Here is a 25,387-nt window from a genome sequence, read left to right as displayed (position 1 = left end):
ATGCGGCGGGCATTGGTGACCGGAGCCGGGCAACGTCTGGGCCGCGCCATGGCGCTCTACCTCGGGCAGCGCGGCTTTGATGTGGCGGTGCATTATGCCACCTCGCAAAGCGGGGCCGAGGCGACCGTCGGCGAGATTGCGGCCATGGGCCGCCGTGCCGTGGCCCTGCAAGCCGACCTTCTCGACGACACCGCAGCCGCGGCGCTTTTGCCCCGCGCGGCCAAGGCGCTCGGCGGGCCGATCACCTGCCTTGTGAACAACGCTTCGATTTTCGAGCAGGACGATATCACCAGCGCCACGCGCGAAAGTTGGGATCGCCATATGGGCAGCAACCTGCGCGCGCCCTTCGTGTTGACGCAGGCGATGGCGGGGCAGGGGCTGACCCCCGATACCGACGCCGGGGGAGAGCCGCGTGCCAGTGGTTTGATCGTCAACATGCTGGATCAGCGGGTGCGCAACCTGACGCCGGAATTCACCACCTATACGATCGCCAAGATGGGCCTATGGGCGATGACGCGCACCAGTGCGCAGGCGCTGGCCCCCGCGATCCGCGTGAATGGCATCGGGCCCGGCCCGACCCTGCAAGGCCCGCATCAAGACCCCGATGACTTTGCCGCGCAGCGCCGCGGCACGGTTCTGGGACGCGGCGCGAATCCGGAGGATATCACGGCGGCACTGGGGTATTTCATCGATTCGCCGGGGGTCACGGGGCAGCTTATTTGCACCGATGGCGGAGAGCATTTGCAATGGGAAACAAGCCCTAAATGCCCCCGAAACTGACGCGCATGCGGGAAGTTTTGCACGTCCTTAACCTATGTAACCAAAGTGTTACCGAAACCCTTTTGTTTTCAGAGGCTTGTTTCATGGTAAACAAAAGAATGAGCAAAATCAGGATATTATGGGCGCGCCTAAAAAATAGGCAAATCAGCGAACCATGTTAAAAACAAAGAGAAATCCAAGATGCCCAGAAGTTATCGGCAGAGTTATCCACATGTTTGGTGGACATGTTAAAGCTTGCCCCCATTGCCGTCCTATTGCAGCGAAGCACGAGAATCAGCGCCTGAGATGACCACGCCCAACGACAGCCCTCCGCCGCAAGGCCGCAAGGTGATTCAAGCCTATCTGAAGTCGCTCGATTCCTCGCCGGGCGTCTATCGGATGCTCGATTCGGAAAGCCGCGTGCTTTACGTCGGCAAGGCGCGGAACCTGCGGGCGCGGGTGTCGTCCTACGCGCGGCCCACGGGGCATTCGGCGCGGATCTCGCGAATGATCGCCAATACCGCCTCGATGATGTTTCTGACCACCAAGACCGAGACCGAGGCGCTGCTGCTCGAACAGAACCTGATCAAGCAGCTTAAGCCCAAGTTCAACGTGCTGCTGCGCGACGACAAGAGCTTTCCTAATATCCTTGTCACCGCCGATCACGACTACCCGCAGATCAAGAAACACCGCGGCGCGAAAAAGGAGAAGGGCAGTTACTATGGCCCCTTCGCCAGCGCGGGCGCGGTGAACCGGACGCTGAACCAACTGCAACGGGTGTTCCTGCTGCGGGACTGTTCCAACGCGATGTTCGACAGCCGCACGCGGCCCTGTTTGCAGCATCAGATCAAACGTTGCTCCGCCCCCTGTGTCGGCAAAATCTCGGCCGAGGATTATCGCGAGACCGTGCGCGATGCCGAGCGGTTTCTCAGCGGCAAATCGACGGATATTCAGGGCCGTTTGGCGCGGGACATGGAAGAGGCGTCAGAGGCGATGGAGTTCGAACGCGCCGCCGCCCTGCGCGACCGGATCAAGGCGCTGACGCAGGTTCAGACCGCCCAAGGCATTAATCCGCAGGGGGTGAACGAGGCCGACATTATCGCGCTGCACATGGAAAGCGGTCAGGCCTGCGTGCAGGTCTTCTTTATCCGCGCCAATCAGAACTGGGGCAACCACGACTATTACCCCCGGATCGGGAGCGAGATCGACGCCGCCGAGGTGCTGGAGGCCTTCATCGGCCAGTTTTACGACACCCGCGAGCCGCCCCGGCAGTTGATCCTCAGCAATGAGATTGAGAACCCCGATCTGATGGCCGAGGCGCTCAGCGGCAAGCTGGGCCGTAAGGTCGAACTGCTGGTGCCCAAACGCGGGGAAAAGGCCGAACTGGTCGACGGTGCCCTGCGCAATGCCCGCGAAAGCCTTGCCCGCAAGATGGCTGAGACGGCCACGCAGACCAAGCTGTTGCAGGGGCTGGCCAATGCCTTCGACCTGCCCAAGCCGCCCGAGCGGATCGAGGTTTACGACAACTCGCATATCCAAGGCACCAATGCCGTCGGCGCGATGATCGTGGCGGGGCCGGAAGGCATGATGAAAAACCAGTACCGCAAGTTCAACATCCGCGGCGATGACCTGACCCCGGGCGATGACTTCGGCATGATGAAAGAGGTGCTGCACCGCCGCTTCAAACGGCTGATCAAAGAAGACCCGGACCGCAGCCGCGGCCTTTGGCCCGATCTGCTGCTGATCGACGGCGGCGCGGGGCAGGTGAGCGCCGTGGCCTCTATCATGGCGCAGCATGGGGTCGAGGATATCCCCATGGTCGGCGTGGCCAAGGGCATTGACCGCGACGCGGGCAAGGAAGAGTTCCACCGCGTCGGCAAGCGCCCCATGGCGCTGCGCCACAACGATCCGGTGCTTTATTTCGTGCAGCGCTTGCGGGATGAGGCGCACCGTTTCGCCATCGGCACCCACCGTGCCAAACGGGCCAAGGGGGTCAGCGCCACACCGCTCGACGATGTGCCGGGCGTCGGCGCTGCGCGCAAGCGTGCGCTGCTGGCGCATTTCGGTTCGGCCAAGGCGGTAAGCCGCGCGAACCTCAGCGATCTCAAAGCGGTCGAGGGCGTATCGGATGCGCTGGCCGAGACGATCTACGGCTATTTCCATGAAAAAGGCTAGGCGGGCGGCCCCGTGGTGGCGACGGCCCGCAGGCGGGGCGGTTTCGTCCTTTCAGCCACGAACGGCGCAAGATAGGATAACGTCATGAAATGGAATTTGCCCAATATCCTGACCCTGCTCAGGCTGGTCGCGGCCCCCGGTGTGGCGGTCATGTTTCTCTATTTTACGCGCCCCTATGCCGATTGGTTCGCCCTGCTGCTCTTTGTCGGGGCGGCGGTGACGGACTGGTTCGATGGCTACCTTGCCCGCGCTTGGGCGCAGGAAACCAAACTCGGCGCCATGCTTGACCCGATTGCCGACAAGGCGATGGTCGTGATCGCGCTGATGGTGATCGTCGCCTTCTCAAGCTGGTCGCCGTGGTTGGTGTTGCCCGCCACGTTGATCCTGTTTCGCGAGGTCTTTGTCTCGGGCCTGCGGGAGTATTTGGGCGATGTCGCCGGCACGTTGAAGGTGACTCAACTGGCCAAGTGGAAGACGACATTGCAGATGATCGCCATCGCCGTGCTCTTCTCGCAGGGCGTGTTCGAGCATTACCTCGGGATGAGCGTTTTCGGCATGGACCAGCAGATGATCGAAGCGATCCTTGATGGCGAGGTCGAAGATCATCTCGGGCTGGGCTGGAAACTCGCCGGGATGGAATGGGCCGGGCTGCTGGGGCTGGCGCTCTTGTGGGTCGCCGCCGTGCTGACCGCCATCACCGGCTTTGACTATCTGCGCAAGGCGCTGCCGCACCTGAAGGAGCCACGCTAATGGATGTTTTGTATTTCGCATGGGTCCGCGAACGCATCGGCCTGCCCCGCGAACGGGTCGAGAGCCAAGCCGCCACGGTGGCCGAATTGGTCGAAGAATTGCGGGGCCGGGAAGAGCGCTACGAAGTGGCCTTTTCCGACCTTTCCGCACTGCGGGTCGCCGTGGATCAGGAACTGACCGATTTCGACGCCCCGCTGCAAGGCGCGCGCGAGGTGGCATTCTTCCCTCCGATGACCGGGGGCTGAGCGATGCGCGTTTTGGTGCAGGAAGCGCCCTTTGATCTGGGTGAGGAGGCCGCGCGCTTTGCCAAGGGCGAGGGGGGCAGCGGCGCGATCGTGACCTTTACCGGCGTGGTGCGCGACAATGACGCGGGCACGCTCAGCGCGATGGAAATCGAACATTACCCCGGCATGACCGAAAAGGCCTTGCGCGAGATTGCCGAGCAGGCGATGGGACGTTTCGATCTGCAAGATGCGCTGGTGATCCACCGCTATGGGCGGCTGGTGCCGGGTGAGCAAATCATGATGGTCGCCACGGCGGCGCGGCATCGCCGCCATGCCTTTGAGGCAGCGGAGTTCCTGATGGACTACCTCAAATCCCGCGCGCCGTTCTGGAAGCGCGAGATCACGGCAGAGGGTGATGCATGGGTCGCCGCAAAGGACGAAGACGAGGCCGCGCTGGAACGCTGGTAAGCTTCGGCCTCAGGTGAAACGCCCACCTTTTTCGATGACTTCGATCTGATAGCCATCGGGGTCTGCCACGAAAAAGAACTTCGCCACGGTCTCTCCGGCGGGGCGGAAGTCAACGATCTCGCGTGGGATAGCACCGGCCTTGATCGCGGTCTCGCGCGCCGCTTCGAGGTCGTCGACCACGAAGGCCAGATGGCCATAGCCGTCGCCCAGATCGTAAGCGGTCTCGCGGTCCTTGTTGACGGTCAATTCCAGCTCGAAGGCGCCCGTGGCATCGCGCAGGTAGATCAGGGTGAAACTGTCGAAATCCAGACGGTCCGCGATTTTCAGCCCGAACACGTCTTCGTAGAACTTTACCGATGCCGCCTCATCAAAGACACGGATCATGGAATGGGCGAGTTTGGCCATGGCAGGGCTCCGAAGGTCTGGGGTTAGGCTTTCTGACGTTCGATATAGGCGCGCATTTCCTCGGCCTCATGGCGGGCGTCGCGCAGCCCGTCCATCGCGGCGCGCAGCTCAGCCTCGGTCTGGGCGAGTTGGTTGGTCAACTCGGCCTCGCGCTGTTGCAGATAGGTGATCGCCTGATCGCGGGTTTCCTCGGCCTCGTGCAGCTCTTGGCTCATCCGGTCCAGCTGGGCCACATCATCGGCGGCCACGCGGGTAAAGCGGTTCAGCAGCCAATTGGCGAACCATCCCATGCAGAAGGCCACGAAAAGAATGATGGCTGTTGCCAGGACAAACTCAGTTCTGCTCATCACCGCTGCCTTCTTCGGTTTCGTCGGATTCCCCGATCTCTTCTGCCGTGGTATCGCCCGTTTCTTCAGCAGATTCCAGCGCTGTTTCGTCCTCGGGCGTCTCGGCCTCGGGCTGGATCAGGCGGAATTCGATGCGGCGGTTGGCTTCGCGGCCCTCTTCGGTCTTGTTGTCTGCGATGGGGTTTTCCTCGCCATAGCCCTTGGCCACGAAGGAGGAGGTCAGCACCCGACGCGCTCGCAATTCGTTCAGCACCGATTCCGCGCGGCTTTGCGACAGCGACAGGTTCATCGATTCGCGGCCCTGACTGTCGGTGTAGCCCTGAATCTCCAGCCGGATGTCGCCGCAGTTTTTCAGCACCTCGGCGATATCGTCCATCGTCCCGAGCGCGGAGGCGTCGATCGTGGCGCTGCCCGGCTCAAAGGTGATCTTGCCAATTTCCAGGATCTCGCGAATTTCGGCTTCGCATTCTTCGGGCGTTGGCAGGCCCGCGATGGGGTCGAGCTTTTCTTGATAGGTGATATCGATGCTGTAATCCGCCCCTTCGCCCAGCTTGTCGGCCAAAAGCGAGGCGACGGTGGTATTGGCGTCTTTGTTGCCGGTGTTGCCCATCACCTCAAGCCGGTCAGGCGTGACTTTGACAGAGCCATTGGCGAGGGAGGCCATGGCCTCCAACCCGGTCAGAACGCGGGTGGCCCAATCGCCGGGCAGGGTCTCGTCCAGCCGCGCGGCGGTATAGACGTTGGCCGAGCCGAAATGCGATTTCGCGTAGCTGTCGGCCAGATCGCGCAGCCCCTCGGTCGAAAGTCGTCCGCGCAGCTGCACCTGCCCCTCGGGCGAGAGGGTCGCGGTGAATTCGGGCGGGCCTGCTTCTGGGTCTTCGACCTCGGGCAGTTTCGCGGTCAGGGCAAAGACATCGGGAAGCGCGTTTTCCAATTCGCCCACCACGCGGTCGAATGTGGTGGACTCGGTGCCGGGCGCGGCCAGCAGGGTGATGTCCGCATCGGCGAAAGAGATGCTGCCTTGGCCCAAACGGCCCAGTGCGTCGATGGTCAGCGCCACGGCGCGGCCCCAGTTCGGGCTGGGCACGCCCAGACCGATGGTGCAATCGGCATTCTCAGGCGCGCCGGTGGTGATGCCCGCTTTCAAGATACGGTCGGCGGCGGCTTCGGTATCGGCAGAGCAGGCATCGAAACGCGCGCCTTCTGCGTCGATCTCAAACCGCAGGGTGAAGGGCGTGATCACCGGGCGCGGGGCCGCGATGTCCAGTCGCAGCCGCAGGCTGGGCGGGGCGGCGCGTTGCAGTTTACGTTCCATCTGCGCCTTGGCGGCGGCGCTGTCGGCGATGGCGGTGATGGTCACCCGCCCCGCATCGACCGAGGCTTTGGCCCGGGGCAGGTCGGCCATCGCCTGTACGGCAAAGCTCAGCGCGTCTTCCCAGCCTTCGGGCGCAGGATAATCCGCGGATTCCAAAAGATCGGTGACCGAGGCGTCGCCCGCCATGTCGCCAAAGGCATCGATCACCGCCTCGCGGTCGGTGCTGGTGGGGATCAGGCCGATGATCGAGATGCCCGCGTCATTGCGCAGCACCTCGGCAGAGAAACGCGGCGGGGCGATGCCGGATTGGGCCTCGACCTCCATCTCGTCGATGACGCGGGCGGCGTCGACCACGGTGCCTGCGGTCGACAGGGCGCGAAAGCGCACGGCCTCGGTCGGCGCGATCCCGGCGAGGGTGACCTGCAAGCCATCGGCCTGCACTTCGGCCCATGTCATGCCCTGCGCGTCCAGCGCGTCACGTACGCCGATTTCCGAGGTGTCTTCGATCAGTTGCACCGAAAAGCTCGCCGCCACCAGAGAGACCACCGCTGCGGCTGCAAAGGTCAGGGCGATCGTGAAAATGGCGGAGAGGCGCATGGGCGGACTTCTGATTGTTAAGCTTGCGACTTGATACGCGCGTCCTGCCGGGGGTGCAATCAGGCCAGCAAGCTTGCCGCGAAAAACAACAGCGGGATCATGCCGGTATCGCGGTTGGCCCGGAAGAGCTGCAAGAGCTTGGCATTGTCCTTGGTATCCAGCCCGCGCAGCTGCCATGCCATATGCCATCCCATTGCCCAAGGCCCGCCAAGGGCCAGCGCCAGCGCCAGTACCGAGGCTTGGGGCAGCCCGGCATAGATCACGGCAATCCCCATCAGCCCCACCGTGGCCATCAGGAAGCGCCGCAGCCATTTGCCGGAATTCTCACCAAAGAGGCGGGCGGTGGATTTCACGCCGATCAGCGCGTCATCCTCGGCATCCTGATGGGCATAGATCGTGTCGTAAAACAGCGTCCAGGCGATGCCGGCGAGGTAGAGCACGATGGCGGGTGCATGCAGCGTGCCCGCATGCGCCGTCCAGGCCAGCATGGCACCCCAGTTGAAGGCCAGCCCCAGAAAGACCTGCGGCCACCACGTAAAGCGTTTGGCAAAGGGGTAGATCGCCACCGGCAGCAGCGCCAGCACGCCCATGGCGATGGCCGCCTGGTTGAAGGTGAGCAGGATCATCAGCGCCAGCAGCATCTGCAGCGCCATCCAGGCCAGCGCCTGTTTGACCGAGACGGCGCCCGAGGGGATCGGCCGCGAGCGGGTTCGGGCGACCTTGCCGTCGATGTCACGGTCGGTGATGTCGTTCCACGTGCACCCCGCGCCGCGCATCAGGAAAGCACCGATGCCGCAGCCTGCGAAGATCCACAGATCCTCCCACCGCGGCGACTGGTCGAAGAGGATCGCAAGGCTCAGCCCCCACCAGCAGGGCAGCAGCAACAGCCATGTGCCAATGGGCCGATCTGCGCGGCTTAGCCGCAGGTAGGGGCGCAGCCCCGCCGGGGCGTGACGGTCGACCCAATTGTCGGCCACCGCATCGGCAACAGGCGCATCGGGCGTAGCATCTGGCGAAGGCGGCTGGTTGTGCATATATCTGGCCCTATGAACGCGAAAATCAGATTGTATGTAGATCAGCCCTTGGGGCAGGGGCAAACGGTTCCTTTGACGCGCGAGCAGGCGCATTACCTCTTTGGGGTGATGCGGCTCACGGTCGGGGCCGGGGTGCTTTTGTTCAACGGGCGCGATGGCGAATGGCTGGCCGAGGTCGCCGAGGCGGGCAAACGCGGCGGGGTGCTGACCTGTGTCGAGCAGACCCGGCCTTTGCAAATGCCGCCGAATCTGTGGCTGCTCTTCGCTCCGATCAAAAAGACCCGTACCGATTTCATCGTCGAAAAGGCGGCCGAGATGGGGGCCGCGCGGATCGTGCCGGTGATGACCGAATTTACCAACGCGGGCCGCGTGCAGCAGCCGCGCCTTCAGGCCCATGCGGTCGAGGCCGCAGAGCAATGCGGCGGCACCTATGTGCCGGAAGTGGCCGAGGCCGAGAAGCTGGGGCGGCTGCTGGATAAGTGGGACAGCAGCCGGCAGATCATGTTCTGCGATGAGGCTTTGGCCGGGGAAAGCGGCGCGCTGCCGCCGGATGCGCAGGGGCCATGGGCCATCCTGATCGGTCCCGAGGGCGGCTTTTCCGAGGGCGAGCGCAAACGGCTGCACGGTTTCGATCACGCCCATGCGGTCACGCTCGGCCCGCGCATCCTGCGGGCCGATACGGCGGCCGTGGCGGCGATGACCATGTGGCAGCAGGCTTTGGGAGATTGGTGATGCAAAGGGTGGCCCGATGAGTTTCCTGCGCCAAGGCGCCCGCGACCAGCTTTGGCGCTGGCGCGAAGCGATTGTCGGCGGCGGGCTGATGGGCCTGGGCCTTTGGCTCGTGGCGGGCCCCGGTTTCCTGCTGGCGGTGCCGGGCTATGCGGCGCTGGCGGGCGGTGCCGCGCTGATCTGGCTTGGCGTGCAGCGGGCGCGCTTTCGCGGGAAGGGCGATGGCGCGGGCGCGGTGCAGGTCGTCGAAGGGCAGATCACCTACTTTGGCCCGCTGACCGGCGGCACGGTCGCTCTGCGCGAGTTGCAGCGGCTGAGCCTCGACCGGCAGATGTTTCCGGCCCATTGGCGGCTTGAACCGCGCGATGATGACACGCCCCTGTTGATCCCGGTGAATGCCGCCGGATCCGAGGCGCTGTTTGACGCTTTTGCCGCCCTGCCGGGATTGCGCACCGAGAGGATGCTCTTTGAGCTACGCAAGACCCGCCATGACGCCGTTGTGATCTGGGAGCGCGCGCCGCTGCGCCCGGCGCATGTCTTGCTGCATTGACAGCCCCGTCAAATCCGCCCATCCCTGCTAGACGCGACGCCACGTCGACAACTTAGAAGACACCCAAGACGATCCTTCAAAACGGAGCCCTCGCATATGTCCATTCCTCAATCCGGCGGCGGCCCGATCGAACATCACGACCAGATGGCGCAGTATCTGGCGGACGGCTGCAAGCCGCGCGAGCAGTGGCGCATCGGCACCGAGCATGAGAAGTTCGGCTATTGCAAGGACACGCTCAAACCGCTCCCCTATGAGGGGGAACGCTCGATCCGGGTGATGCTGGAAGGGCTGCGCGACCGCCACAATTGGTCCCCTGTCGAAGAGGGTGGCAAGCTGATCGGGCTTGAGAAAGACGGGGCCAACATCAGCCTTGAGCCGGGCGGCCAGTTGGAACTCTCGGGCGCCCCGGTCGAGACCATTCACGAGACCTGCGACGAGGTGAACACCCACCTGCGCGAGGTGAAAGACGTGGCGGATGAGATCGGCGTCGGTTTCATCGGTCTGGGGGCCGCGCCTGAGTGGTCGCATGAGCAGATGGACCTGATGCCCAAGGGCCGTTACAAGCTGATGGACGGCTATATGCAAAAGGTCGGCACCATGGGCACCACCATGATGCGCCGCACCTGTACCGTTCAGGTCAACCTCGACTTCGCGAGCGAGGCCGACATGGTGCAGAAGATGCGCGTCGCCGTGGCGATGCAGCCCATCGCCAATGCGCTTTTCGCCAATTCGCCCTTTCTCGACGGCAAGCCCAATGGCGTGAAATCTACCCGCGGTCTGGTCTGGCGGCATCTGGATGACGCGCGTACGGGTATGATCCCCTTCGTTTTTGATGAGGGCTTCGGCTTTGAGGCTTGGGTGCAATACGCGCTCGATGTGCCGATGTATTTCGTCTACCGCGACGGAAAATATATCGACGCGCTCGGCCAGTCCTTCCGCGACTTTTTGAAAGGCGAGTTGCCCGCGCTGCCCGGCGAGAAGCCGACGCTGAGCGATTGGGCCGACCACCTGACCACGCTCTTCCCCGAGGCGCGGGTCAAGAAGTTCATCGAGATGCGCGGCGCTGATGGCGGTCCGTGGCGGCGGCTCTGTGCCCTGCCGGCCTTCTGGGTCGGGTTGATGTATGACCAAAGCGCGCTGGATGGGGCGTGGGATCTGGTCAAAGGCTGGGATGCCGAGATACGGGAAGAATTGCGCATCGCCGCCTCCACCCATGGCCTTCAGGCCGAGGTGGGCGGGCTCAAGATGCATGATCTGGCGCGCGAGGCCGTGGCCCTGTCAGAGGCGGGGCTGAAAGCCCGCGCCCGTCCCGGCGCCGGTGGGTTGGTGCCGGATGAGACGCATTTCCTCAACGCCTTGCGCGACAGCATCGAGACGGGCCGCGTGCCTGCTGACGATCTGTTGGCGGATTACCACGGCCCATGGAACGGCGATCTGAGCCGTATCTACGCCGAATATTCCTACTGAAGGGTAAAGAGGCTGATGCCGCCCACGGGCGGTGTCAGCCTTTCTGGCCGATGCGCGATTCCGTGCCAGCGCGGATCCGGCTGATATTGTCGCGGTGGCGCCAAAAGATCAGCAAAGTCAGGGCGATGCCCAAAAGCAGCATTTCCCCGTAGCCAAGGAAGACCAGCAGGAAGGTCGAGCTTGCTGCCGCCGCCAGTGCGGATAGGGACGAGATGCGCGAGAGTGCCGCCGTCGCCAGCCAGACCGCACAGCAGGCCAGCCCGACGGGCCAAGCCAGCGCCAGCATGAGGCCCAGAAAGGTCGCCACACCCTTGCCGCCGCGAAAGCCCAGCCAGACCGGGTAGCAATGGCCGATCATCGCGCCAAGCGCCGCCGCCTGCGCCGCATCTTCGCCCGCGAAGGCACGGGCCAACAGCACCGCCACGGCCCCCTTGGCCCCGTCCAGCAGCAGGGTCAGCGCCGCCGCCTTCTTGTTGCCGGTGCGCAGCACGTTGGTCGCGCCGATGTTGCCCGATCCTATGCTGCGCAGGTTGCCTAGCCCCATTAGCCGCGCCAGCAACATGCCAAAGGCGATAGAGCCGATGACATAGCCTGCCAGCGCCCAGAAGAGGATCAATTCAACGGAAGTCTCGATAGGGGGCATCAATTCGCCTCGTAAACGCAGGAACCTGCTACATAAGTTGCCACGACCTTACCCTGCATCCGCATCCCGTCAAAGGGCGTGTTGCGGGATTTCGACCGCAGCGTCGCGCGGTCCAGCACGAAGGGCGCGTCGGGGTTGAACAGCACCATATCCGCAGGCGCGCCCACGGCAATCCGTCCGCCGGGCAGGCCGAGGCGTTTGGCCGGGTTCAGCGACAGCGCGCGCCAAAGCGTGGGCAGGTCCATCATCTCGGCATGGACCAGACGCATCGCGGCGGGCAGCAGCGTCTCCAGCCCCACCGCGCCGCTGGCGGCCTCCTCGAAGGGCAGGCGTTTGCTCTCTTCGTCCTGCGGGGTGTGCATGGAACAGATGATGTCGATCAGGCCGCTCGCCACGGCTTCGACCACGGCAAGGCGGTCTTCCTCATCGCGCAGCGGCGGCTTCACCTTGAAGAAGGTGCGGTAGTCGGCCACGTCGAGCGCGTTCAACGTCAGGTGGTGGATGCCGACACCGGCGGTGATGTCGAGCCCGTTGCGCTTGGCGCGTTCCAGCGCGGGCAGGGCGCGGGAGGTGGTGATCTGATCCGCGTGATACCGCGCCCCGGTCATCTCAATGAGGGCGATGTCGCGGTCCAGCCCCATCCGCTCGGCCATGGGCGAGACGGCAGGCAACCCGCGCAGTGAGGCGAATTTGCCGGAGGTGACGGTCGCCCCCTTGCTCAGCCCCGGATCCTGCGGGTGGGCGATGACCAGCGCGCCGAGGCTGCGGGCATAAGTGAGCGCGCGGGAGAAGACCTTAGTATCCGTCACCACGCGGTCGCAATCGGTGAAGGCAGCGGCGCCTGCGTCCATCAGAAAGCCGATCTCGGTCATTTCGCGCCCTTCGCGGCCCTTGGTCAGCGCGGCCATGGGCACGACGTTCACGGGTGCGGCCTCATTCGCGCGGCGGGTGACGAATTCGAGCGTTTCGGGGCTGTCGATGGCCGGATCGGTGTCGGGGCGCGTGACCATGGTGGTCACCCCGCCCGCCGCCGCGGCAAGGCCCGCAGAGCGGTAGCTTTCCTTGTGCCGCTCGCCCGGTTCGCAGACTTTCACGCCAATATCGACGATGCCGGGGGCGAGGATATGGCCGCCGCAATCAACCAGTTCCGCGCCCGCGGGCGCTGTGGCGCCATCTCCCAAAAGCTCGGCAATCACCCCGTTGCGGACCAGAACCGCAGCAGACTCAAGCGTGCCAGCCTGAGGGTCGAGAAGGCGCAGATTGGTGAAGAACTGGGTCATGGGCGGGCCTTTGGTGCGATAGCGGATGCGCCGCTGTCATGCCCCAAATCGCCCCCCAAACCAAGCGGTCTTTTGGGCGCGTGCCCCGCGCTGTCGCCTCTAGCCGCCGATCCAGATCATCAGTCCGACCACGCCAAAGGCCACCAGAAGGGCGACCATGGCGATACGGCCGGACATTTTCGGATCGTGTTCAGGTTCTTGCATAGGCCAGATGTAGCTCGCTGGCCCCAAGGGTGCCAGCGGTTTTCGCGCTTAGGCCAGCAGCCACCAGATGATGAGCAGGATCAGCACAGCCACTGCGACGATCACCATGGTCTTGCCGCCGCCACCCTTGGCGGGCTCGGAGGGGGCGACGCGGGGGATGCCGGTGTAGGGCTGGGCGGCTTCGGCCTCCATCGCCTGCACCGGTGTGTCGGGGCCGCCTTCGGTATAGGTGCCGATATGGGTCAGCGCGGGGATCGGAGCCAGTTGCAGCGATTGCCCTGCGAAGGCGCGGGAGTAGACGATCATCACCCAACCGTCGAGCGCGGCAAGCTTGCTGCGGTCCGTCTCGATCTGCTCGGGGTTCACGCCATTGCCGTCGCGCAGATAGCCCGCAAGCCCCAGTTGATCGAGGTCAGCCACCCGGAAGACCTCCGTATAGGCAGCGTCGATCCGTTCGACCCCGAGGGCCGCGGACTGAGCTGTCTCATCATCGCGCATCGCCCGCGCCTCGGCATCCGAGAGCGAGAGGGCATAGACGCGGACCTTGCCGGCTTCTTGCGGGGCGACTTCTGTATGGGGCATGACGGCTTCCTTTGACTGTTCTCAGGAAAACGCCGCTTGGCCCGTCGGGGTTCCGGTCAGGCCGCGCCGGGTTGGGCGGCGATGTGGTTGCGCGCGAGCAGGTCCATCGCGGCCATGCGCACGGCGACTCCCATCTCGACCTGATCCTGAATAACGGAACGGTTGATGTCGTCGGCCAAGGTGCCGTCGATCTCCACCCCGCGGTTCATCGGACCGGGGTGCATGACAATGGCCTCGGGGCTGGCATGGGCGAGCTTTTCGGCATCTAGCCCATAGCGGTGGTAATACTCGCGCTCCGACGGGATGAAGCCGCCGTCCATCCGCTCTTTCTGAAGCCGCAGCATCATCACCACGTCGACGCCTTCGAGACCCTTTTTCATGTCGTCGAAGACCTCGACGCCGAACTGGTCGATCTGGCTCGGCATCAGGGTCGGCGGGCCGACAAGGCGGATGCGGTTTTCCATCTTGCCCAAAAGCAGGATGTTCGACCGTGCCACGCGGCTGTGAGCGATGTCACCGCAGATCGCGATGCTGAGCCGGTGCAGCCGCCCCTTGGCGCGGCGGATCGTCAGCGCGTCCAAGAGCGCCTGCGTGGGGTGTTCGTGCCGCCCGTCGCCCGCGTTCAGCACGGCGCAGTTCACCTTTTGGGCCAGCAGGTCCACCGCGCCGGATTGCGGGTGGCGCACGACCAGAAGATCGGGGTGCATGGCATTCAGCGTCATCGCCGTGTCGATCAGCGTCTCACCCTTTTTAATCGAACTGGCCTGCATCGCCATATTCATCACATCTGCGCCAAGACGTTTGCCCGCGATCTCGAAACTCGCCTGCGTGCGGGTGGAGTTCTCGAAAAACATGTTGATCTGGGTCAGCCCGCGCAGCGCGTCGGAATGTTTGTTCGGTTGGCGGTTCCGGTCGGCATAGGTGTCGGCCAAGTCCAGAAGGGTGGTAATGTCGGATTGCGAGAGCTGCTCGATGCCAAGCAGGTGGCGATGGGCGAATGACATGGTGGCGATCCCTTCTGCTGTTGCCGCCTTATAGGCGCGGGTGGCTTGGCGCGTAAAGCGCAGCGATAGGGCATTTCGCCTCTCGCCCACAGGGCGTAAGCTGCGGGTCATGGAATCATTTGATTATCATCAGGCGGCAGAGATGCTGGCGTGGCAGGTCGAGCTTGGCGCGACCGAGGCGATCTGCGACGCGCCGGTCAACCGCTATGAGGTGCCCGCAAGCCCGCCCAAGGCCAGCGCCAAACTGGCCAAAGGGCCGCAGCCCCTGCAAGCCTCTGAGCAACCCGACCCGGTGGCGCTGGCCCGCCGCGCCGCGCAGGGTGCTCAGAGCTTGGAAGAGCTTCGCGCCGCGATCCAAGGGTTCGAGCATTGCGAGCTGCACAAGGGCGCGCGCAATCTGGTCTTTGCCGATGGGGTTCCCGGCGCGCCGCTGATGATCTTGGGCGAATCCCCCGACCGGGACGAAGACCGCGCGGGCAAGCCCTTCGTGGGGCGTGCGGGTCAGATGCTCGATCGGATGCTGGCGGCGATCGACATGGGGCGCGACCGCAATGTCTATCTGTCGAACATCCTGCCGTGGCGCACGCCGCAGGGGCGCGACCCGAAGCCAGATGAGATCGCGATGATGCGCCCCTTTGTGCAGCGTCATATCGAATTGGCCAAGCCTAGGGTGCTGGTGCTCTTTGGCAATTGGTCTTGCCAGTCGCTTTTGGAGAAACGCAGCATCATGCGCCTGCGCGGCAATTGGACCAAGGCCGCCGATCTTTCTTGCATGCCGATGGTGCATCCCGGCTACCTGCTGCGCAATCCCGAGGCCAAGCGCGAGGCTTGGGCCGATTTGCTTAGCGTTCAGGCCAAGCTGCGCGATGGTTGATGCGCTGACCCTTTTGGCCTTCGTGCCCGCCGCCTTGGCGCTGAACCTCACGCCGGGGGCGGATATGATGTTCTGCCTTGGGCAAGGGCTGCGCTCGGGCCCGCGTGCCGCATTGGCGGCGAGCGCGGGAATTTCGGCGGGCGTGCTGGTGCATGTGGCCTTGGCCGGGTTGGGGCTGGGCGCGGTCGTCGCGGCGCTGCCTTGGGCGCTGGACATGATCCGCTGGCTCGGCGTGGTCTATCTGCTCTGGCTTGCGGTGCAGACGCTGCGGCAGGCTGGAAAGCCGCGCGATACGACGCCCGGCATGGGCGGCTGGCGCGCTTTCAACACTGGTTTTGCCGTCAATCTGACAAACCCTAAGGTGATCCTTTTCGTGCTGGCCTTCCTGCCGCAATTCGTGGTGCCCGAGGCCGGGCCGGTCTTGGTGCAGTTCCTGACCTTTGGTGCGGTGCTGGCACTGGGCGGTTTCGTCATCAACGGCGCGGTGGGTGTCTTTGCCGCCGGGATCGGACGGCGTTTGGCGGGTGGCGGGCGGCTGCTGGGCTGGATCAGCAGTGGTATTTTCGTGGCTTTGGCCGCGCGTTTGGCAATGATGGAGCGGACATGAGCAGGATCGATGACAGCCGGGCGTTCATCCCCGTAAGAATCGCCGTGCTGACCGTCTCGGACAGCCGCAGCTTGGCCCAGGACCGTTCGGGCGACGTGTTGGTCGCGCGGATCGAAGCGGCGGGCCATGTGCTGGCCGCGCGCGAGATCGTGACCGACGACCGCCCCGCCATCGCAGCGCTTCTGCGTGACTGGTGCGCGGACCCTGAGATCGACGTGGTGATCAGCACCGGCGGCACCGGCCTCACGGGGCGCGACGTGACGGTCGAGGCGCACCGCGATGTCTATGAGAAAGAGATCGACGCCTTCGGCACGGTCTTCACCCGGATCTCGATGGAGAAGATCGGCACCAGCGCGGTGCAAAGCCGGGCCACAGGCGGCGTGGCGCAGGGGACGTATCTGTTCGCGCTGCCGGGCAGCCCGGGGGCATGTAAAGACGCATGGGATGGCATCTTGCTCAAACAGTTGGACTACCGCCACATGCCCTGCAACTTCGTCGAGATCATGCCGCGGCTGGACGAGCATCAGCGCCGCAAGTAGCGCGCAGGTTTAGCCAGAGCTGCAGCCCGTCACCTCGACCGCGTGGTTCTTGCCGATCACCGTGATCCGAATGGCGGAACGGTCGAGCGCCAGCGCGGTGCCGTTCTCGGCGATCATCTCGCCGCTGGCGATAAGCGTATTGCCCGACCGCTGGCTCACTGTCTCGCTCATCCACATGTTGGGATTGCCGGGTTCGATCACCACGGTCTCCTTGCCCCCGGCAGAGGGCAGGGCCAGCCGGGTTTCGATCTCCAGCCCCCGCGCGGTGGGGCGCAGGCTGCAATGGGCGCTTTTTAATCCGGCCTCAGCGCCGGAATAGGGCCGCGCGGCAAAGGCGGCGGCGATGGCCGGGGTGGGCTTGCTGTCGCGGGTGTCGAGCAGGGCGCGCAGGTGGATGGTCTGCGGCACGCAGACGTCGCTGCAGACGCCAAGGTCGATGCTGGTGTCCAATGTCACCGGCGCACCGGCGCGGCGCGGGGTGATGGTCAGCGGCAAGATTACCTCGCGGGCATAGCCGATGGAGTTCACCCCGCCTTGGTCAAAGACCTTGGGCGCGGGCCATGTGATCTGCACATCGCGCAGGTTGTCCGAGCCGGACCAGTCAAACTCCGGCGGGATGCCTGCGTCACCGGGGCTGCGCCAATAGGTCTTCCAACCCGGTGCCATGCGCAGCCGGATCGCCGCCACCCGCCTCCCGTCAGACTGTTGCCAACCAGTGAGCAGATCGCCCCGCAAGGGCGTGCCGACAGCCTCCTGCGCCGCGGCGGGCAGGGCAAAGGCGAGACAGGAGAGAAGGGCGGAAAAGAAGCGCGATATGGTCATGCGGACTTGATGCGGTATCCTTCCGCGCCTGCCAAGTCACATTTGCATCATCCATGTTTCGCCGATGCGGCGGACGGTGGGGCGCCTCTCTTGTTTTGTGGGGCGCAAGCGGCCATGTTCAAAGAAAGGTTACCTTCAGGAGGTGGGCGTTGACGGGGCAGACGATGGAACTGACGGGCAAGCTGCTGGTCGCGATGCCGGGCATGGGCGATCCGCGTTTCGCGCATTCGGTGATCTATCTTTCCGCGCATTCCGAACAGGGGGCGATGGGGTTGATCGTCAACAAACCCGCCCCGGAACTGCGCCTGTCGGATGTGCTGGATCAACTGGTCGAAGACACACCGCCGCAGGCCAAATCGCTGGCCGTGCATTTCGGCGGACCGGTCGAGACGGGGCGCGGCTTTGTGCTGCATTCCGACGAATACCGCTCGGCCATTGAGACGCTGCGCGTGGGCGATGGCATCGCCCTGACCACCACCCGCGACATCCTCGAAGACATCGCCACCGGCAAGGGCCCGGCGCAGGCGCAGTTGATGCTGGGCTATGCGGGCTGGGGGCCGGGGCAGTTGGAGGGCGAGATCGCCCAGAACGGATGGCTGACCTGCGAAGCCTCGCCTGAGGTGATCTTCGACCTGCCGGACCCCGAGAAATGGGGCGCGGCGCTCAAGACGCTGGGGATCGACCCCTTGGGGCTGTCGGCCTCAGCCGGGCACGCCTAACGCGGTGCGGCGGCGCGGGCCAATCGGTCATTGATCGCGCGGCCCAGCCCGTGATCAGGGATCGGCGCCACGGCGATGGTCTGACCGGTGGCGTCCAACTGGTGCAGGTGGTCGAACAGTTTCGCCGCCGCCTCGGTCAGATCGCCGGAGGGGGAGAGGTTGAGATCGCAGATCATCTCGCCAAACCCAAGCAGCACTTCACCCGGTCCCGCCGTCCGCGCATTCAGCCGCACCGCCGCGCCGGGCGCGTAATGCGAGGCGAGCTGCCCCGGCGCGATGATCTCGGCCCCATCTACGACCTCCAGCGTCTGGCCAAGCGCGGCCTCGATTGCCTCGCTCGGCAGACCGCCTGCGCGCAGCAGGGTGGGGCGGGGGCAGGTCAGGCCGATGATCGTGCTTTCCAACCCAACGGGGCAGGCACCGTCGTCCAGCACCGCGGAGATCTTCCCGTCGAGGCCCGCCCGCACATGATCCGCCGTGGTCGCGCTGATCTTGCCCGAGGGGTTGGCCGAGGGCGCGGCGACCGGCCCACCGAGTTCCTGCAAGACCTGCCGCATGGCGGAATGGGCGGGCACCCGCACCGCAAGGCTCGGCAGTCCCGCCGTGACCAGCGACGACAGCCCGCTGTCGGGCTTCAGCGGCAGCACCAGCGTGAGCGCGCCGGGCCAGAAGGCCTGCGCCAGCCGGTCGGCCTGTTCGGTCCAGTCGACATAGCGTTTGGCGGTGTCGATATCCGGCAGATGCACGATCAGCGGGTTGAAACTGGGCCGCCCCTTGGCGGCGTAAATACCCGCCACGGCCTCACCATTACGGGCATCCGCGCCAAGGCCGTAGACCGTCTCCGTCGGCAGGGCGACCAGGGCGCCGTCTTGCAGCAGGCGTGCCGCGCGGGCGATGCCTTGGGGCGTGGCGGTCAGGGTCTCGGTCGGCTGGGTCATCGGGTGTTTCGGCCTGTCGGATCATGCAGCATCCCGTGACGCCGCGTTTGGGTTGCGGGGGGCGGCCGGGCATTTCATGCTGGCGGCAACATAAACCAGCCTTTATCAGGGCCATGTCAGGCTTGCCAGAACAAGCGCGCCTTTCAGGAGGATATGATATGCCGTACCGCGCCGCCGTGGATGACTACCGTTTTCTGATCGAGGACGTGTTGGATTTCGCAACGCTTCGCAGCACCGACCGTTTCGCTGAGGCCAGTGAAGACGTCACCGGCGCGATCCTGTCAGAGGCCGGACGGCTTTGCGATGACGTGTTAGCGCCGCTGCAACGGGGCGGGGATTTGCACCCTGCCAAACTGGAAAACGGCGTCGTGCGCACCTCTCCCGGGTTTGCCGAAGGTTTCGCCGCGATTGCCGAGGGCGGCTGGATCGGCATGTCGGCGGACCCGGAGTTTGGCGGCATGGGCCTGCCGATGACCCTGACCAGCGCGGTCAACGAGATGATGAGCGGCGCTTGCCTGTCGCTGCAACTCGCCCCCCTGATGAGCCAAGGGCAGATCGAAGCATTGGAGCATCACGCGAGCGACGCGATCAAGGAATTGTACCTGCCCAAGCTGATCTCGGGCGAATGGACCGGCACGATGAACCTGACGGAGCCGCAGGCGGGATCGGACGTAGGCGCGCTGAGCAGCCGGGCCGAAGACAATGGCGACGGGACTTATGCGGTTTCTGGTCAGAAGATCTACATTTCTTGGGGCGACAATGATTTTGCAGGCAATGTCTGCCATCTGGTTCTTGCGCGCCTGCCGGGTGCACCTGCGGGGACCAAGGGGATCAGCCTTTTCCTCGTGCCGAAGTTCATCCCCGATGAGAATGGTGCGCCGGGCCAGCGCAATGGTGTGAATGTGGTCAGCCTCGAGCATAAGATGGGCCTGCACGGATCGCCCACCGCGGTGATGCAATATGACAAGGCCACCGGCTGGCTAGTAGGCCGCGAGGGCGGCGGCATGGCGGCGATGTTCACCATGATGAACAACGCGCGCCTTGGTGTCGGCGAACAGGGCATCGGCGCGGCCGAAGGGGCCTATCAACTGGCGCTGGACTATGCGTTGGAGCGCAAGCAGGGCCGTTCCCCCGTCGAAGGCGGCACCGGCACCATCGTTGATCACGCCGATGTGCGCCGGATGCTTTTGAGCATGAAGGCCGATATCTTTGCCTCCCGCGCGATTGCGCTGAGCTGTGCCTATGCCAGCGATATGGCGCGCGCCGGGCAGGGGGATGAATGGGGCGCGCGGGCCGCGTTCCTCACCCCGATCACCAAGGCATTCGGCACCGACGTGGGCATCAGCGTTGCTGAAATGGGCGTGCAGGTGCATGGCGGCATGGGCTTTATCGAAGAAACCGGCGCGGCACAGTTCAGCCGCGATGTGCGCGTGACCGCGATCTACGAGGGCACCAACGGCATTCAGGCGATGGACCTTGTGGGCCGCAAGATGATGGACGGCGGCGAGGCGGCGAACCGGCTCTTGGATGAGATCGAAGCCCATGCCGAATCCGCACGCGGCCCTTTCCCGCGCATGGCCGATGCGGTCTGGCAGGCCAGCGAGACCCTGCGCGAGGCGACCGAGTGGATGACCGCGCAGAAGGACATGAACGCCCGTTTCGCCGGTGCCGTCCCCTATCTGCGCGCCTTTGCCCGCGTGATGGGCGGGCATCTACATCTGCAAGCCGCGATGGCCGAGAAAGCCGCAGGCGGCAGCGGCGCGCGCGAGAAATTGGCGCGCTTCTATATCCAACGGCTCTTGCCCGAGCATCAGGGCCTGCTGGCCCATGCGCAGGCCGGGGCGGAAGACCTCTATGCGCTTGATGTCGAAGACCTGAGAAGCTGATGACAGAGCAGGCCACCCTCTCCGCCGCCGAGCCAAAAACGCCCAAGGGGCTGCGCTATCCTTGGGAGGTGCCACCCGCCGAGGGGGAGGCGATCGAGGTGGCGCCGGGGGTGCTTTGGTTCCGCCTGCCGCTGCCGATGAAGCTGGATCACGTCAACGTCTATGCCTTGGACGAGGGCGATAGCTGGACGGTGATCGACACGGGCTTTGCCTCGCGCCGGGCCAAGGAGATTTGGCGTGGGCTGATGGCGGGGCCGCTTGGCGGCAAGCCGATCTCGCGCGTGGTCGTCACCCATCACCACCCCGATCATATCGGCCTTGCCGGATGGTTGCAGAGCGAGTTCGGGGCGGAACTGGTCACCACGCGCACCGCGTGGTTGACCGCGCGGATGCTGACGCTGGATGTCCAAGAGGTGCCGGTCGCCGAAGCCCTTGCGTTCTACCGCAAGGCGGGGATGGCCGCGGCGCTCTATGACAAACGCGCCAATGAGCGGCCCTTCAATTTCGCCGATGTGGTGGCCCCGCTGCCGCTGGGGTTCACCCGCATCCGGCAGGGCGATGTAATCCGCATGGGCGGGCGCGATTGGGAGATGCATATCGGCAATGGCCACGCCCCCGAACACGCGACCTTTTGGAGCCGCGATGACAATCTGGTGATCGCGGGGGATCAGATCCTGCCCTCCATCAGCCCCAACATCGGCGTTTATCCCACCGAGCCGATGGCCGATCCCATCGGCGAGTGGTTGGAGGCTTGCGAGCGTTTCGTGCCCTTGGCGCAGGAGGATCATCTGGTGCTCGGCGGCCACAAACTGCCCTTCACCGGCCTGCCGACGCGGCTGAGGCAGTTGATCGAAAACCATCACAGCGCCCTGCGCAGGCTTCTGGCCTATATCGACACGCCTAAATCGGCCTCGGAATGTTTCGCGCCGCTGTTCAAACGCAACATCGGTGAGGCGGAATATGGCCTCGCGTTGGTTGAAGCTGTCGCCCATCTGAGCCACCTTTACCAAGCCGGAGAGGCCACGCGCAGCTTGCGCGCGGCGGACGGCGCATGGGTGTATCAGCGCAAGGGGTGAGCGATGGGCGATGAGGTGAAAACGGCGGCCGAGGCCTATGAGGCTGCGGCATTACCGCGCATGCATGAGGTGCATACGGGCACCGATCAGCCCAAGTCGGGCGATCAACCCCTGCCCAAATCGGTGACCGACAAGCCGGTGATACAGAAATCCCCCGCCCAATGGGCCTATGAGCGGGTGGTGCTTTATCTCAAGAATTTCGAGGAAAAGCTCGACAACGACCACGAGGCGGCCATCGGCTTTGCCGGGGGCGACGCCGGGGTGCTGCGGATCGAAGGTATGGGGTATTTCGACCCCGATATCATCACCTTTTACGGCGTCGATCCCGCAGGGGCGCGGGCGCAACTGGTGCAGCATGTGGGGCAGTTAAACGTGATGCTGCGGGCCTTGCCGAAAAAGGTGCCGGATGCCGCGCCGCAACGGATCGGCTTTCGGCTGGTTGCCGATCTGGCAGACGGCGAAACCTGAGGGACTCTATAACGTGCGGGGAAGTGTAAGATTCCCCTATAGCGCGTAGTTCTGCGCAAAGCTAGTATGGTTTTCTGCGCATCATCCCCCCGTGACAGGGTGATGCGAATAGGTTAATCAGCGCCAACAAATTGTCTTAGGGAGACGAAAATGGCTGAACATGAACACGGCAGCATGAACTACGAAGCGCAGCAAAAGACCTTTGACGGGTTCATGACCTTCGTGACTCGCGGCACCGTTGTCATCCTCGCGATCCTTGTTCTGTTGGCGATCTTTGCCGGTTGATCACGTCCTATCCCTAGGCGCGAGGGTCGTCCTTTGAAAACACTCTTGGCGTCGATTGCACTTGTTGGCGTTCTGGCTGGCTGTTCGGTGGATCAAAGCCCCGATAGCCCGCCCGATGTCGTGGCGCGTGCGGCCTATCGCGCGCCCGAGCCGCCGTCCCTCACATTGTTGACCATGGTGAACAACCGCACCGGCAGCGGCGGGCATAGCGCGCTTATGGTGAATGGGTCGCAGCGGGTGATCTTCGATCCCGCCGGATCGTTCCGCGACGCGCGCATGGCCGAGCGTGGCGACGTGCTCTACGGTGTGACGCCCGCATGGTTGCAGGCCTATAAATCGGCCCATGCGCGCAGCACCTTTCATGTGGTCAGTCAGGAAATTCCTGTCAGCCCCGAGGTGGCCGAACGCGCGCTTGAACTGGTGACCGCCAATGGCGCGGTGCCTGGTGCCTTTTGCGCCAATGCCACCAGCGGCATTCTCAGCCAGTTGCCGGGGTTTCAAAGCGTTGGGTCGACCTACTATCCCGTCAAGCTGCAAGAGCGGTTCGAGGCCCTGCCGGGTGTCACCACGACGAAATATTACGAAGACGATGAGGGCGATGTGATCGACGCCCTGCGCGCGGCGCAACTGGCCCAGCAGTAGCGCCCGCGCTTACCCCACCAGATAGAGCATCCCATAAAGCGCCGCGGCCCCCGACAGGATCGCGGCGAGGACGTTCTTGGTCACCAGTCCCACGCCCAATGTCACCGCCGCCGCAGTGACGCGCGGCAGGTCGAACTGCCCCCCGGTGGCCGAGGGCCAGATCACCTGCGGAGCCACCAGCGCGGGCAGAATCGCCACGGCAGTATAGCGCAGATGCCGCAAAAGCCACGCGGGCATCTGTTTGTTGCCGACCAATCCGGTAAAGACAAAGCGCAGGAAAAAGCTGCCCAGCCCGAGGCCGATGATCACGACCCAAAGTGCGGTTCTATCGATCATCGTGCCATGCTCCCGGGTTTGCGCCGTTCCATCCATGCCTCGACCTGCGCGCCGGTGATCATGCCCGCGAGCCCTGCGATGATCAGCCCAAGCGCATAGGGCACCTCAACGGCGAAAAGGCTCACGACCACCGCAACGACCGCCGCCGCCACATGGGCCAGCGTGCGGAACATCGGCGCGATCATGGCAAGGAAGGTGATCGGGATGGCGAAGTCCAGCGCCCAGCTATCCGGCACGCTGGAGCCGACCATCGCGCCGATCAGCGTGAAGATATACCAAAGCGGCACCACCGGCGTCACGGTCCCAAAGAAATAGGCCATCCGCTGCGGCACCGTCATCTCAGGGTCGCGCTCATATTGCGTCATCGCGGCGACATAGGATTGATCGACCGTCATATAGGCCGCCAGCGCCCGCTGCCACAGCGGCGCGCCGCCGATCCACGGGGTGAGAGAGGCCGAATACATCGCCATGCGCAGGTTCACCGCCAGCGCAGAGGCCAGGATGATCGCCGTGGGCACGTCTTCTCGCAGCAGTTGCAGCGCCGTGAACTGCGCGGCCCCGGCGATCACCACGATCGAAAAGGTCAGCGTTTCGAACACGTTCAACCCGGCCTCGGTCGCCAATAGGCCAAAGAGCGAGGCAAAGGGGATGATCACCAGCACAAAGGGCAGTGCGTCGACGATCCCTTTGCGATAGGCGGATTTGGTGGTGGTGATGGCCATGGTGAACTCTTAAATATAATGTCAAAGGCTTAGACCTAACCGCAGGGGGATACAATTGGCCCGAGACAATGAACTTAGCAATTATCTGATCGCCCCGGATCCGACTGCTGTTCGGCTGACGCGCAGCGTCTCTGGCGTGGATCACACCGGGGCCGAAGTGGCGATCAATGTGGTCGAAGAGCGCCCCCTGACGATATTCCTCAACCGGCAAGAGATCGTGACCGCCATGACCATTGGCGATTACCCAGCCTATCTGGCGCTTGGGTTTCTGCGCAATCAGGGGATGCTGCGCCCGGATGAAGAGATCACCGGCGTCGATTATGACGAGGAGCTTGAGACTGTCGTCGTCCGTACCAAACGGGCCACCGATTACGAAGACAAGATGCAGCGCAAGACCCGCACAAGCGGCTGCGCCGTGGGCACCGTCTTTGGCGATATGATGGAGGGGCTGGCGGAGGTGAACCTACCCGAGACGCCGGTGCGCACCTCGGACCTCTATGCGCTGGCGGCCAAGATCAACCGCACGCCGAGCCTTTATCTAGAAGCCGGAGCGATCCACGGCACGGTGCTGTGCCAAGGCGACCGGCCTTTGGTCTATATGGAGGATGTGGGCCGTCACAACGCGGTCGACAAAATCGCGGGTTGGATGCTCTCCGAAGGGGTCGGGGCTGAGGATAAGGTGCTTTATACCACCGGGCGGCTGACCTCTGAGATGGTGATCAAGACGGCGATGATGGGCATTCCGGTGCTGGCGTCCCGCTCGGGCTTCACCGCTTGGGGGGTGGAAATTGCGCAGCAGGTAAACCTCACATTGATCGGACGGATGCGCGGGCAGCGGTTTACCTGTCTCGCGGGGGAGGGGCGGTTGATCCGCGATGCGGATCCGGTCAGCGTGGCCGAAGAGCCGCGCAAAAGCGGGCGCAAGGGCGCGAAGGATTGA

The 25,387-nt window shown here is 64.2% G+C and carries 30 protein-coding genes; 18 read left to right on the top strand and 12 right to left on the bottom strand.

The annotated features are described in order from the left end of the window. From ACGYLI_RS03120 to ACGYLI_RS03100, 5 genes are all read left to right on the top strand, one after another. The gene (locus ACGYLI_RS03120; RefSeq protein ID WP_394416990.1) at nucleotides 1–780 is read left to right on the top strand and encodes an SDR family oxidoreductase; all 780 of its coding nucleotides are present in this window, start codon (nucleotides 1–3) and stop codon (nucleotides 778–780) included. A 285-nt stretch (nucleotides 781–1,065) separates the two neighbouring features. Then, nucleotides 1,066–2,934 carry an excinuclease ABC subunit UvrC gene (uvrC, locus tag ACGYLI_RS03115; protein WP_394416988.1) on the top strand — a complete coding sequence of 623 codons (1,869 nt, stop codon included), beginning with the start codon at nucleotides 1,066–1,068 and terminating at the stop codon, nucleotides 2,932–2,934. Between the two features lie 84 nt (nucleotides 2,935–3,018). Then, nucleotides 3,019–3,684, top strand: a complete 666-nt coding sequence (gene pgsA, locus ACGYLI_RS03110) for a CDP-diacylglycerol--glycerol-3-phosphate 3-phosphatidyltransferase (RefSeq protein WP_067265553.1) — start codon at nucleotides 3,019–3,021, stop codon at nucleotides 3,682–3,684. Further along, a complete protein-coding gene (gene moaD / locus ACGYLI_RS03105) occupies nucleotides 3,684–3,929 on the top strand; it encodes a molybdopterin converting factor subunit 1 (protein WP_209218317.1) in 246 nt (81 codons plus the stop codon). The genes pgsA and moaD overlap by 1 nt, the downstream gene beginning before the upstream one ends. A 3-nt stretch (nucleotides 3,930–3,932) precedes the next feature. Next, a complete protein-coding gene (locus tag ACGYLI_RS03100; protein WP_394416986.1) occupies nucleotides 3,933–4,376 on the top strand; it encodes a molybdenum cofactor biosynthesis protein MoaE in 444 nt (147 codons plus the stop codon). A gap of 9 nt (nucleotides 4,377–4,385) precedes the next feature. Here ACGYLI_RS03100 and ACGYLI_RS03095 read toward each other — a convergent pair whose 3' ends face one another. From ACGYLI_RS03095 to ubiA, 4 genes are read right to left on the bottom strand one after another with little or no spacing between them, the layout of a single operon-like run. Further along, nucleotides 4,386–4,781 carry a VOC family protein gene (locus tag ACGYLI_RS03095; protein WP_394416984.1) on the bottom strand — a complete coding sequence of 132 codons (396 nt, stop codon included), beginning with the start codon at nucleotides 4,779–4,781 and terminating at the stop codon, nucleotides 4,386–4,388. A gap of 23 nt (nucleotides 4,782–4,804) precedes the next feature. Then, complete coding sequence (locus tag ACGYLI_RS03090; RefSeq protein WP_007118939.1) at nucleotides 4,805–5,128, bottom strand: hypothetical protein; 324 nt, start codon at nucleotides 5,126–5,128, stop codon at nucleotides 4,805–4,807. Next, entirely contained in the window at nucleotides 5,115–7,040 is a 1,926-nt protein-coding gene (locus tag ACGYLI_RS03085; protein WP_394416982.1) for an OmpA family protein, read from the bottom strand. Before ACGYLI_RS03085 ends, ACGYLI_RS03090 begins: the two co-directional genes overlap by 14 nt. A 59-nt stretch (nucleotides 7,041–7,099) precedes the next feature. Then, a complete protein-coding gene (ubiA, locus tag ACGYLI_RS03080) occupies nucleotides 7,100–8,074 on the bottom strand; it encodes a 4-hydroxybenzoate octaprenyltransferase (protein WP_394416980.1) in 975 nt (324 codons plus the stop codon). A gap of 12 nt (nucleotides 8,075–8,086) precedes the next feature. Between ubiA and ACGYLI_RS03075 the strand changes: the two genes are divergently transcribed. From ACGYLI_RS03075 to ACGYLI_RS03065, 3 genes are all read left to right on the top strand, one after another. Next, nucleotides 8,087–8,806: a 16S rRNA (uracil(1498)-N(3))-methyltransferase gene (locus ACGYLI_RS03075; RefSeq protein WP_394416978.1), complete on the top strand. Its 720-nt coding sequence runs from the start codon at nucleotides 8,087–8,089 to the stop codon at nucleotides 8,804–8,806. A 16-nt stretch (nucleotides 8,807–8,822) separates the two neighbouring features. After that, nucleotides 8,823–9,353 carry a hypothetical protein gene (locus tag ACGYLI_RS03070; RefSeq protein WP_394416976.1) on the top strand — a complete coding sequence of 177 codons (531 nt, stop codon included), beginning with the start codon at nucleotides 8,823–8,825 and terminating at the stop codon, nucleotides 9,351–9,353. A gap of 96 nt (nucleotides 9,354–9,449) precedes the next feature. Beyond that, nucleotides 9,450–10,820 carry a glutamate--cysteine ligase gene (locus tag ACGYLI_RS03065; RefSeq protein WP_394416974.1) on the top strand — a complete coding sequence of 457 codons (1,371 nt, stop codon included), beginning with the start codon at nucleotides 9,450–9,452 and terminating at the stop codon, nucleotides 10,818–10,820. Nucleotides 10,821–10,854: 34 nt separating this feature from the next. Here ACGYLI_RS03065 and plsY read toward each other — a convergent pair whose 3' ends face one another. The 4 genes from plsY to ACGYLI_RS03045 all read right to left on the bottom strand — a co-directional run bounded on the left by plsY (nucleotide 10,855) and on the right by ACGYLI_RS03045 (nucleotide 14,533). Next, on the bottom strand, nucleotides 10,855–11,463 hold the full coding sequence (gene plsY, locus ACGYLI_RS03060) for a glycerol-3-phosphate 1-O-acyltransferase PlsY (protein WP_394416972.1): 609 nt from the start codon (nucleotides 11,461–11,463) through the stop codon (nucleotides 10,855–10,857). Then, nucleotides 11,463–12,743 (bottom strand): dihydroorotase, encoded by a 1,281-nt coding sequence (gene pyrC, locus ACGYLI_RS03055; protein WP_394416970.1) that lies wholly within the window; start codon nucleotides 12,741–12,743, stop codon nucleotides 11,463–11,465. Before pyrC ends, plsY begins: the two co-directional genes overlap by 1 nt. 252 nt (nucleotides 12,744–12,995) lie before the next feature. Continuing rightward, the gene (locus ACGYLI_RS03050; RefSeq protein WP_394416968.1) at nucleotides 12,996–13,529 is read right to left on the bottom strand and encodes a hypothetical protein; all 534 of its coding nucleotides are present in this window, start codon (nucleotides 13,527–13,529) and stop codon (nucleotides 12,996–12,998) included. A gap of 56 nt (nucleotides 13,530–13,585) precedes the next feature. After that, on the bottom strand, nucleotides 13,586–14,533 hold the full coding sequence (locus tag ACGYLI_RS03045; RefSeq protein WP_322328326.1) for an aspartate carbamoyltransferase catalytic subunit: 948 nt from the start codon (nucleotides 14,531–14,533) through the stop codon (nucleotides 13,586–13,588). 109 nt (nucleotides 14,534–14,642) lie between these two features. Here ACGYLI_RS03045 and ACGYLI_RS03040 point away from each other — a divergent pair, with 109 nt between their 5' ends. From ACGYLI_RS03040 to moaB, 3 genes are read left to right on the top strand one after another with little or no spacing between them, the layout of a single operon-like run. Further along, nucleotides 14,643–15,407: a uracil-DNA glycosylase family protein gene (locus ACGYLI_RS03040; RefSeq protein ID WP_394416966.1), complete on the top strand. Its 765-nt coding sequence runs from the start codon at nucleotides 14,643–14,645 to the stop codon at nucleotides 15,405–15,407. After that, complete coding sequence (locus ACGYLI_RS03035) at nucleotides 15,400–16,014, top strand: LysE family translocator (RefSeq protein WP_394416964.1); 615 nt, start codon at nucleotides 15,400–15,402, stop codon at nucleotides 16,012–16,014. The genes ACGYLI_RS03040 and ACGYLI_RS03035 overlap by 8 nt, the downstream gene beginning before the upstream one ends. Further along, the gene (gene moaB, locus ACGYLI_RS03030; protein WP_394416962.1) at nucleotides 16,011–16,553 is read left to right on the top strand and encodes a molybdenum cofactor biosynthesis protein B; all 543 of its coding nucleotides are present in this window, start codon (nucleotides 16,011–16,013) and stop codon (nucleotides 16,551–16,553) included. The genes ACGYLI_RS03035 and moaB overlap by 4 nt, the downstream gene beginning before the upstream one ends. Nucleotides 16,554–16,562: 9 nt before the next feature. On the opposite strand, the gene ACGYLI_RS03025 is transcribed toward moaB, so the two are convergent. Next, complete coding sequence (locus ACGYLI_RS03025) at nucleotides 16,563–17,375, bottom strand: protein-disulfide reductase DsbD domain-containing protein (protein ID WP_394416960.1); 813 nt, start codon at nucleotides 17,373–17,375, stop codon at nucleotides 16,563–16,565. Between the two features lie 164 nt (nucleotides 17,376–17,539). Between ACGYLI_RS03025 and ACGYLI_RS03020 the strand changes: the two genes are divergently transcribed. Further along, the gene (locus tag ACGYLI_RS03020; RefSeq protein WP_067265595.1) at nucleotides 17,540–18,094 is read left to right on the top strand and encodes a YqgE/AlgH family protein; all 555 of its coding nucleotides are present in this window, start codon (nucleotides 17,540–17,542) and stop codon (nucleotides 18,092–18,094) included. On the opposite strand, the gene ACGYLI_RS03015 is transcribed toward ACGYLI_RS03020, so the two are convergent. Next, a complete protein-coding gene (locus ACGYLI_RS03015) occupies nucleotides 18,091–19,032 on the bottom strand; it encodes an L-threonylcarbamoyladenylate synthase (protein ID WP_394416958.1) in 942 nt (313 codons plus the stop codon). The two genes, ACGYLI_RS03020 and ACGYLI_RS03015, sit on opposite strands and share 4 nt — an antisense overlap. A 158-nt stretch (nucleotides 19,033–19,190) precedes the next feature. On the opposite strand from ACGYLI_RS03015, the gene ACGYLI_RS03010 reads away from it, so the two are divergent. The 5 genes from ACGYLI_RS03010 (at nucleotide 19,191) to ACGYLI_RS02990 (ending at nucleotide 23,389) form a co-directional block, all read left to right on the top strand. Further along, on the top strand, nucleotides 19,191–20,918 hold the full coding sequence (locus ACGYLI_RS03010; RefSeq protein WP_394416956.1) for an acyl-CoA dehydrogenase: 1,728 nt from the start codon (nucleotides 19,191–19,193) through the stop codon (nucleotides 20,916–20,918). After that, complete coding sequence (locus ACGYLI_RS03005; protein ID WP_394416954.1) at nucleotides 20,918–21,994, top strand: MBL fold metallo-hydrolase; 1,077 nt, start codon at nucleotides 20,918–20,920, stop codon at nucleotides 21,992–21,994. Before ACGYLI_RS03010 ends, ACGYLI_RS03005 begins: the two co-directional genes overlap by 1 nt. Nucleotides 21,995–21,997: 3 nt before the next feature. After that, on the top strand, nucleotides 21,998–22,462 hold the full coding sequence (locus ACGYLI_RS03000; RefSeq protein ID WP_394416952.1) for a DUF6173 family protein: 465 nt from the start codon (nucleotides 21,998–22,000) through the stop codon (nucleotides 22,460–22,462). 150 nt (nucleotides 22,463–22,612) lie between these two features. Continuing rightward, the gene (locus ACGYLI_RS02995; protein WP_394416950.1) at nucleotides 22,613–22,747 is read left to right on the top strand and encodes an aa3-type cytochrome c oxidase subunit IV; all 135 of its coding nucleotides are present in this window, start codon (nucleotides 22,613–22,615) and stop codon (nucleotides 22,745–22,747) included. A gap of 33 nt (nucleotides 22,748–22,780) precedes the next feature. Further along, the gene (locus ACGYLI_RS02990; protein ID WP_394416948.1) at nucleotides 22,781–23,389 is read left to right on the top strand and encodes a hypothetical protein; all 609 of its coding nucleotides are present in this window, start codon (nucleotides 22,781–22,783) and stop codon (nucleotides 23,387–23,389) included. A gap of 9 nt (nucleotides 23,390–23,398) precedes the next feature. Here the strand turns inward: ACGYLI_RS02990 and ACGYLI_RS02985 are convergent, their stop codons facing one another. Then, nucleotides 23,399–23,725, bottom strand: a complete 327-nt coding sequence (locus ACGYLI_RS02985) for an AzlD domain-containing protein (RefSeq protein ID WP_067265610.1) — start codon at nucleotides 23,723–23,725, stop codon at nucleotides 23,399–23,401. Next, nucleotides 23,722–24,447 carry an AzlC family ABC transporter permease gene (locus ACGYLI_RS02980; RefSeq protein ID WP_394416947.1) on the bottom strand — a complete coding sequence of 242 codons (726 nt, stop codon included), beginning with the start codon at nucleotides 24,445–24,447 and terminating at the stop codon, nucleotides 23,722–23,724. Before ACGYLI_RS02980 ends, ACGYLI_RS02985 begins: the two co-directional genes overlap by 4 nt. 55 nt (nucleotides 24,448–24,502) lie before the next feature. Between ACGYLI_RS02980 and ACGYLI_RS02975 the strand changes: the two genes are divergently transcribed. Beyond that, nucleotides 24,503–25,387 (top strand): formate dehydrogenase accessory sulfurtransferase FdhD, encoded by an 885-nt coding sequence (locus ACGYLI_RS02975; RefSeq protein ID WP_394416945.1) that lies wholly within the window; start codon nucleotides 24,503–24,505, stop codon nucleotides 25,385–25,387.

Origin of the sequence: Sulfitobacter sp. 1A13421 (genome assembly GCF_043557285.1) — a bacterium.
Lineage (GTDB): Bacteria > Pseudomonadota > Alphaproteobacteria > Rhodobacterales > Rhodobacteraceae > Sulfitobacter > Sulfitobacter faviae.
The sequence above is the reverse complement of the archived record's forward strand: the minus strand, read 5'-3'. Positions and strand labels throughout refer to the sequence as shown.

Excerpts from the sequence above, each read along its gene's own strand:
- ACGYLI_RS03100 (WP_394416986.1), top strand. The coding sequence starts at position 3,933 with ATGCGCGTTTTGGTGCAGGAAGCGCCCTTTGATCTGGGTGAGGAGGCC.
- ACGYLI_RS03075 (WP_394416978.1), top strand. The coding sequence starts at position 8,087 with ATGAACGCGAAAATCAGATTGTATGTAGATCAGCCCTTGGGGCAGGGG.
- moaB (WP_394416962.1), top strand. The coding sequence starts at position 16,011 with ATGAGCAGGATCGATGACAGCCGGGCGTTCATCCCCGTAAGAATCGCC.
- ACGYLI_RS02980 (WP_394416947.1), bottom strand. The coding sequence starts at position 24,447 with ATGGCCATCACCACCACCAAATCCGCCTATCGCAAAGGGATCGTCGAC.
- uvrC (WP_394416988.1), top strand. The coding sequence starts at position 1,066 with ATGACCACGCCCAACGACAGCCCTCCGCCGCAAGGCCGCAAGGTGATT.
- ACGYLI_RS03020 (WP_067265595.1), top strand. The coding sequence starts at position 17,540 with ATGGAACTGACGGGCAAGCTGCTGGTCGCGATGCCGGGCATGGGCGAT.
- ACGYLI_RS03120 (WP_394416990.1), top strand. The coding sequence starts at position 1 with ATGCGGCGGGCATTGGTGACCGGAGCCGGGCAACGTCTGGGCCGCGCC.
- plsY (WP_394416972.1), bottom strand. The coding sequence starts at position 11,463 with ATGCCCCCTATCGAGACTTCCGTTGAATTGATCCTCTTCTGGGCGCTG.
- ACGYLI_RS03040 (WP_394416966.1), top strand. The coding sequence starts at position 14,643 with ATGGAATCATTTGATTATCATCAGGCGGCAGAGATGCTGGCGTGGCAG.
- ACGYLI_RS03070 (WP_394416976.1), top strand. The coding sequence starts at position 8,823 with ATGAGTTTCCTGCGCCAAGGCGCCCGCGACCAGCTTTGGCGCTGGCGC.
- ACGYLI_RS03035 (WP_394416964.1), top strand. The coding sequence starts at position 15,400 with ATGGTTGATGCGCTGACCCTTTTGGCCTTCGTGCCCGCCGCCTTGGCG.
- ubiA (WP_394416980.1), bottom strand. The coding sequence starts at position 8,074 with ATGCACAACCAGCCGCCTTCGCCAGATGCTACGCCCGATGCGCCTGTT.
- ACGYLI_RS03005 (WP_394416954.1), top strand. The coding sequence starts at position 20,918 with ATGACAGAGCAGGCCACCCTCTCCGCCGCCGAGCCAAAAACGCCCAAG.
- pyrC (WP_394416970.1), bottom strand. The coding sequence starts at position 12,743 with ATGACCCAGTTCTTCACCAATCTGCGCCTTCTCGACCCTCAGGCTGGC.
- ACGYLI_RS03050 (WP_394416968.1), bottom strand. The coding sequence starts at position 13,529 with ATGCCCCATACAGAAGTCGCCCCGCAAGAAGCCGGCAAGGTCCGCGTC.
- ACGYLI_RS03090 (WP_007118939.1), bottom strand. The coding sequence starts at position 5,128 with ATGAGCAGAACTGAGTTTGTCCTGGCAACAGCCATCATTCTTTTCGTG.
- ACGYLI_RS03025 (WP_394416960.1), bottom strand. The coding sequence starts at position 17,375 with ATGACCATATCGCGCTTCTTTTCCGCCCTTCTCTCCTGTCTCGCCTTT.
- ACGYLI_RS03000 (WP_394416952.1), top strand. The coding sequence starts at position 21,998 with ATGGGCGATGAGGTGAAAACGGCGGCCGAGGCCTATGAGGCTGCGGCA.
- ACGYLI_RS03095 (WP_394416984.1), bottom strand. The coding sequence starts at position 4,781 with ATGGCCAAACTCGCCCATTCCATGATCCGTGTCTTTGATGAGGCGGCA.
- moaD (WP_209218317.1), top strand. The coding sequence starts at position 3,684 with ATGGATGTTTTGTATTTCGCATGGGTCCGCGAACGCATCGGCCTGCCC.
- ACGYLI_RS03065 (WP_394416974.1), top strand. The coding sequence starts at position 9,450 with ATGTCCATTCCTCAATCCGGCGGCGGCCCGATCGAACATCACGACCAG.
- ACGYLI_RS03085 (WP_394416982.1), bottom strand. The coding sequence starts at position 7,040 with ATGCGCCTCTCCGCCATTTTCACGATCGCCCTGACCTTTGCAGCCGCA.
- ACGYLI_RS03045 (WP_322328326.1), bottom strand. The coding sequence starts at position 14,533 with ATGTCATTCGCCCATCGCCACCTGCTTGGCATCGAGCAGCTCTCGCAA.
- ACGYLI_RS03015 (WP_394416958.1), bottom strand. The coding sequence starts at position 19,032 with ATGACCCAGCCGACCGAGACCCTGACCGCCACGCCCCAAGGCATCGCC.
- ACGYLI_RS02985 (WP_067265610.1), bottom strand. The coding sequence starts at position 23,725 with ATGATCGATAGAACCGCACTTTGGGTCGTGATCATCGGCCTCGGGCTG.
- ACGYLI_RS02995 (WP_394416950.1), top strand. The coding sequence starts at position 22,613 with ATGGCTGAACATGAACACGGCAGCATGAACTACGAAGCGCAGCAAAAG.
- ACGYLI_RS03010 (WP_394416956.1), top strand. The coding sequence starts at position 19,191 with ATGCCGTACCGCGCCGCCGTGGATGACTACCGTTTTCTGATCGAGGAC.
- pgsA (WP_067265553.1), top strand. The coding sequence starts at position 3,019 with ATGAAATGGAATTTGCCCAATATCCTGACCCTGCTCAGGCTGGTCGCG.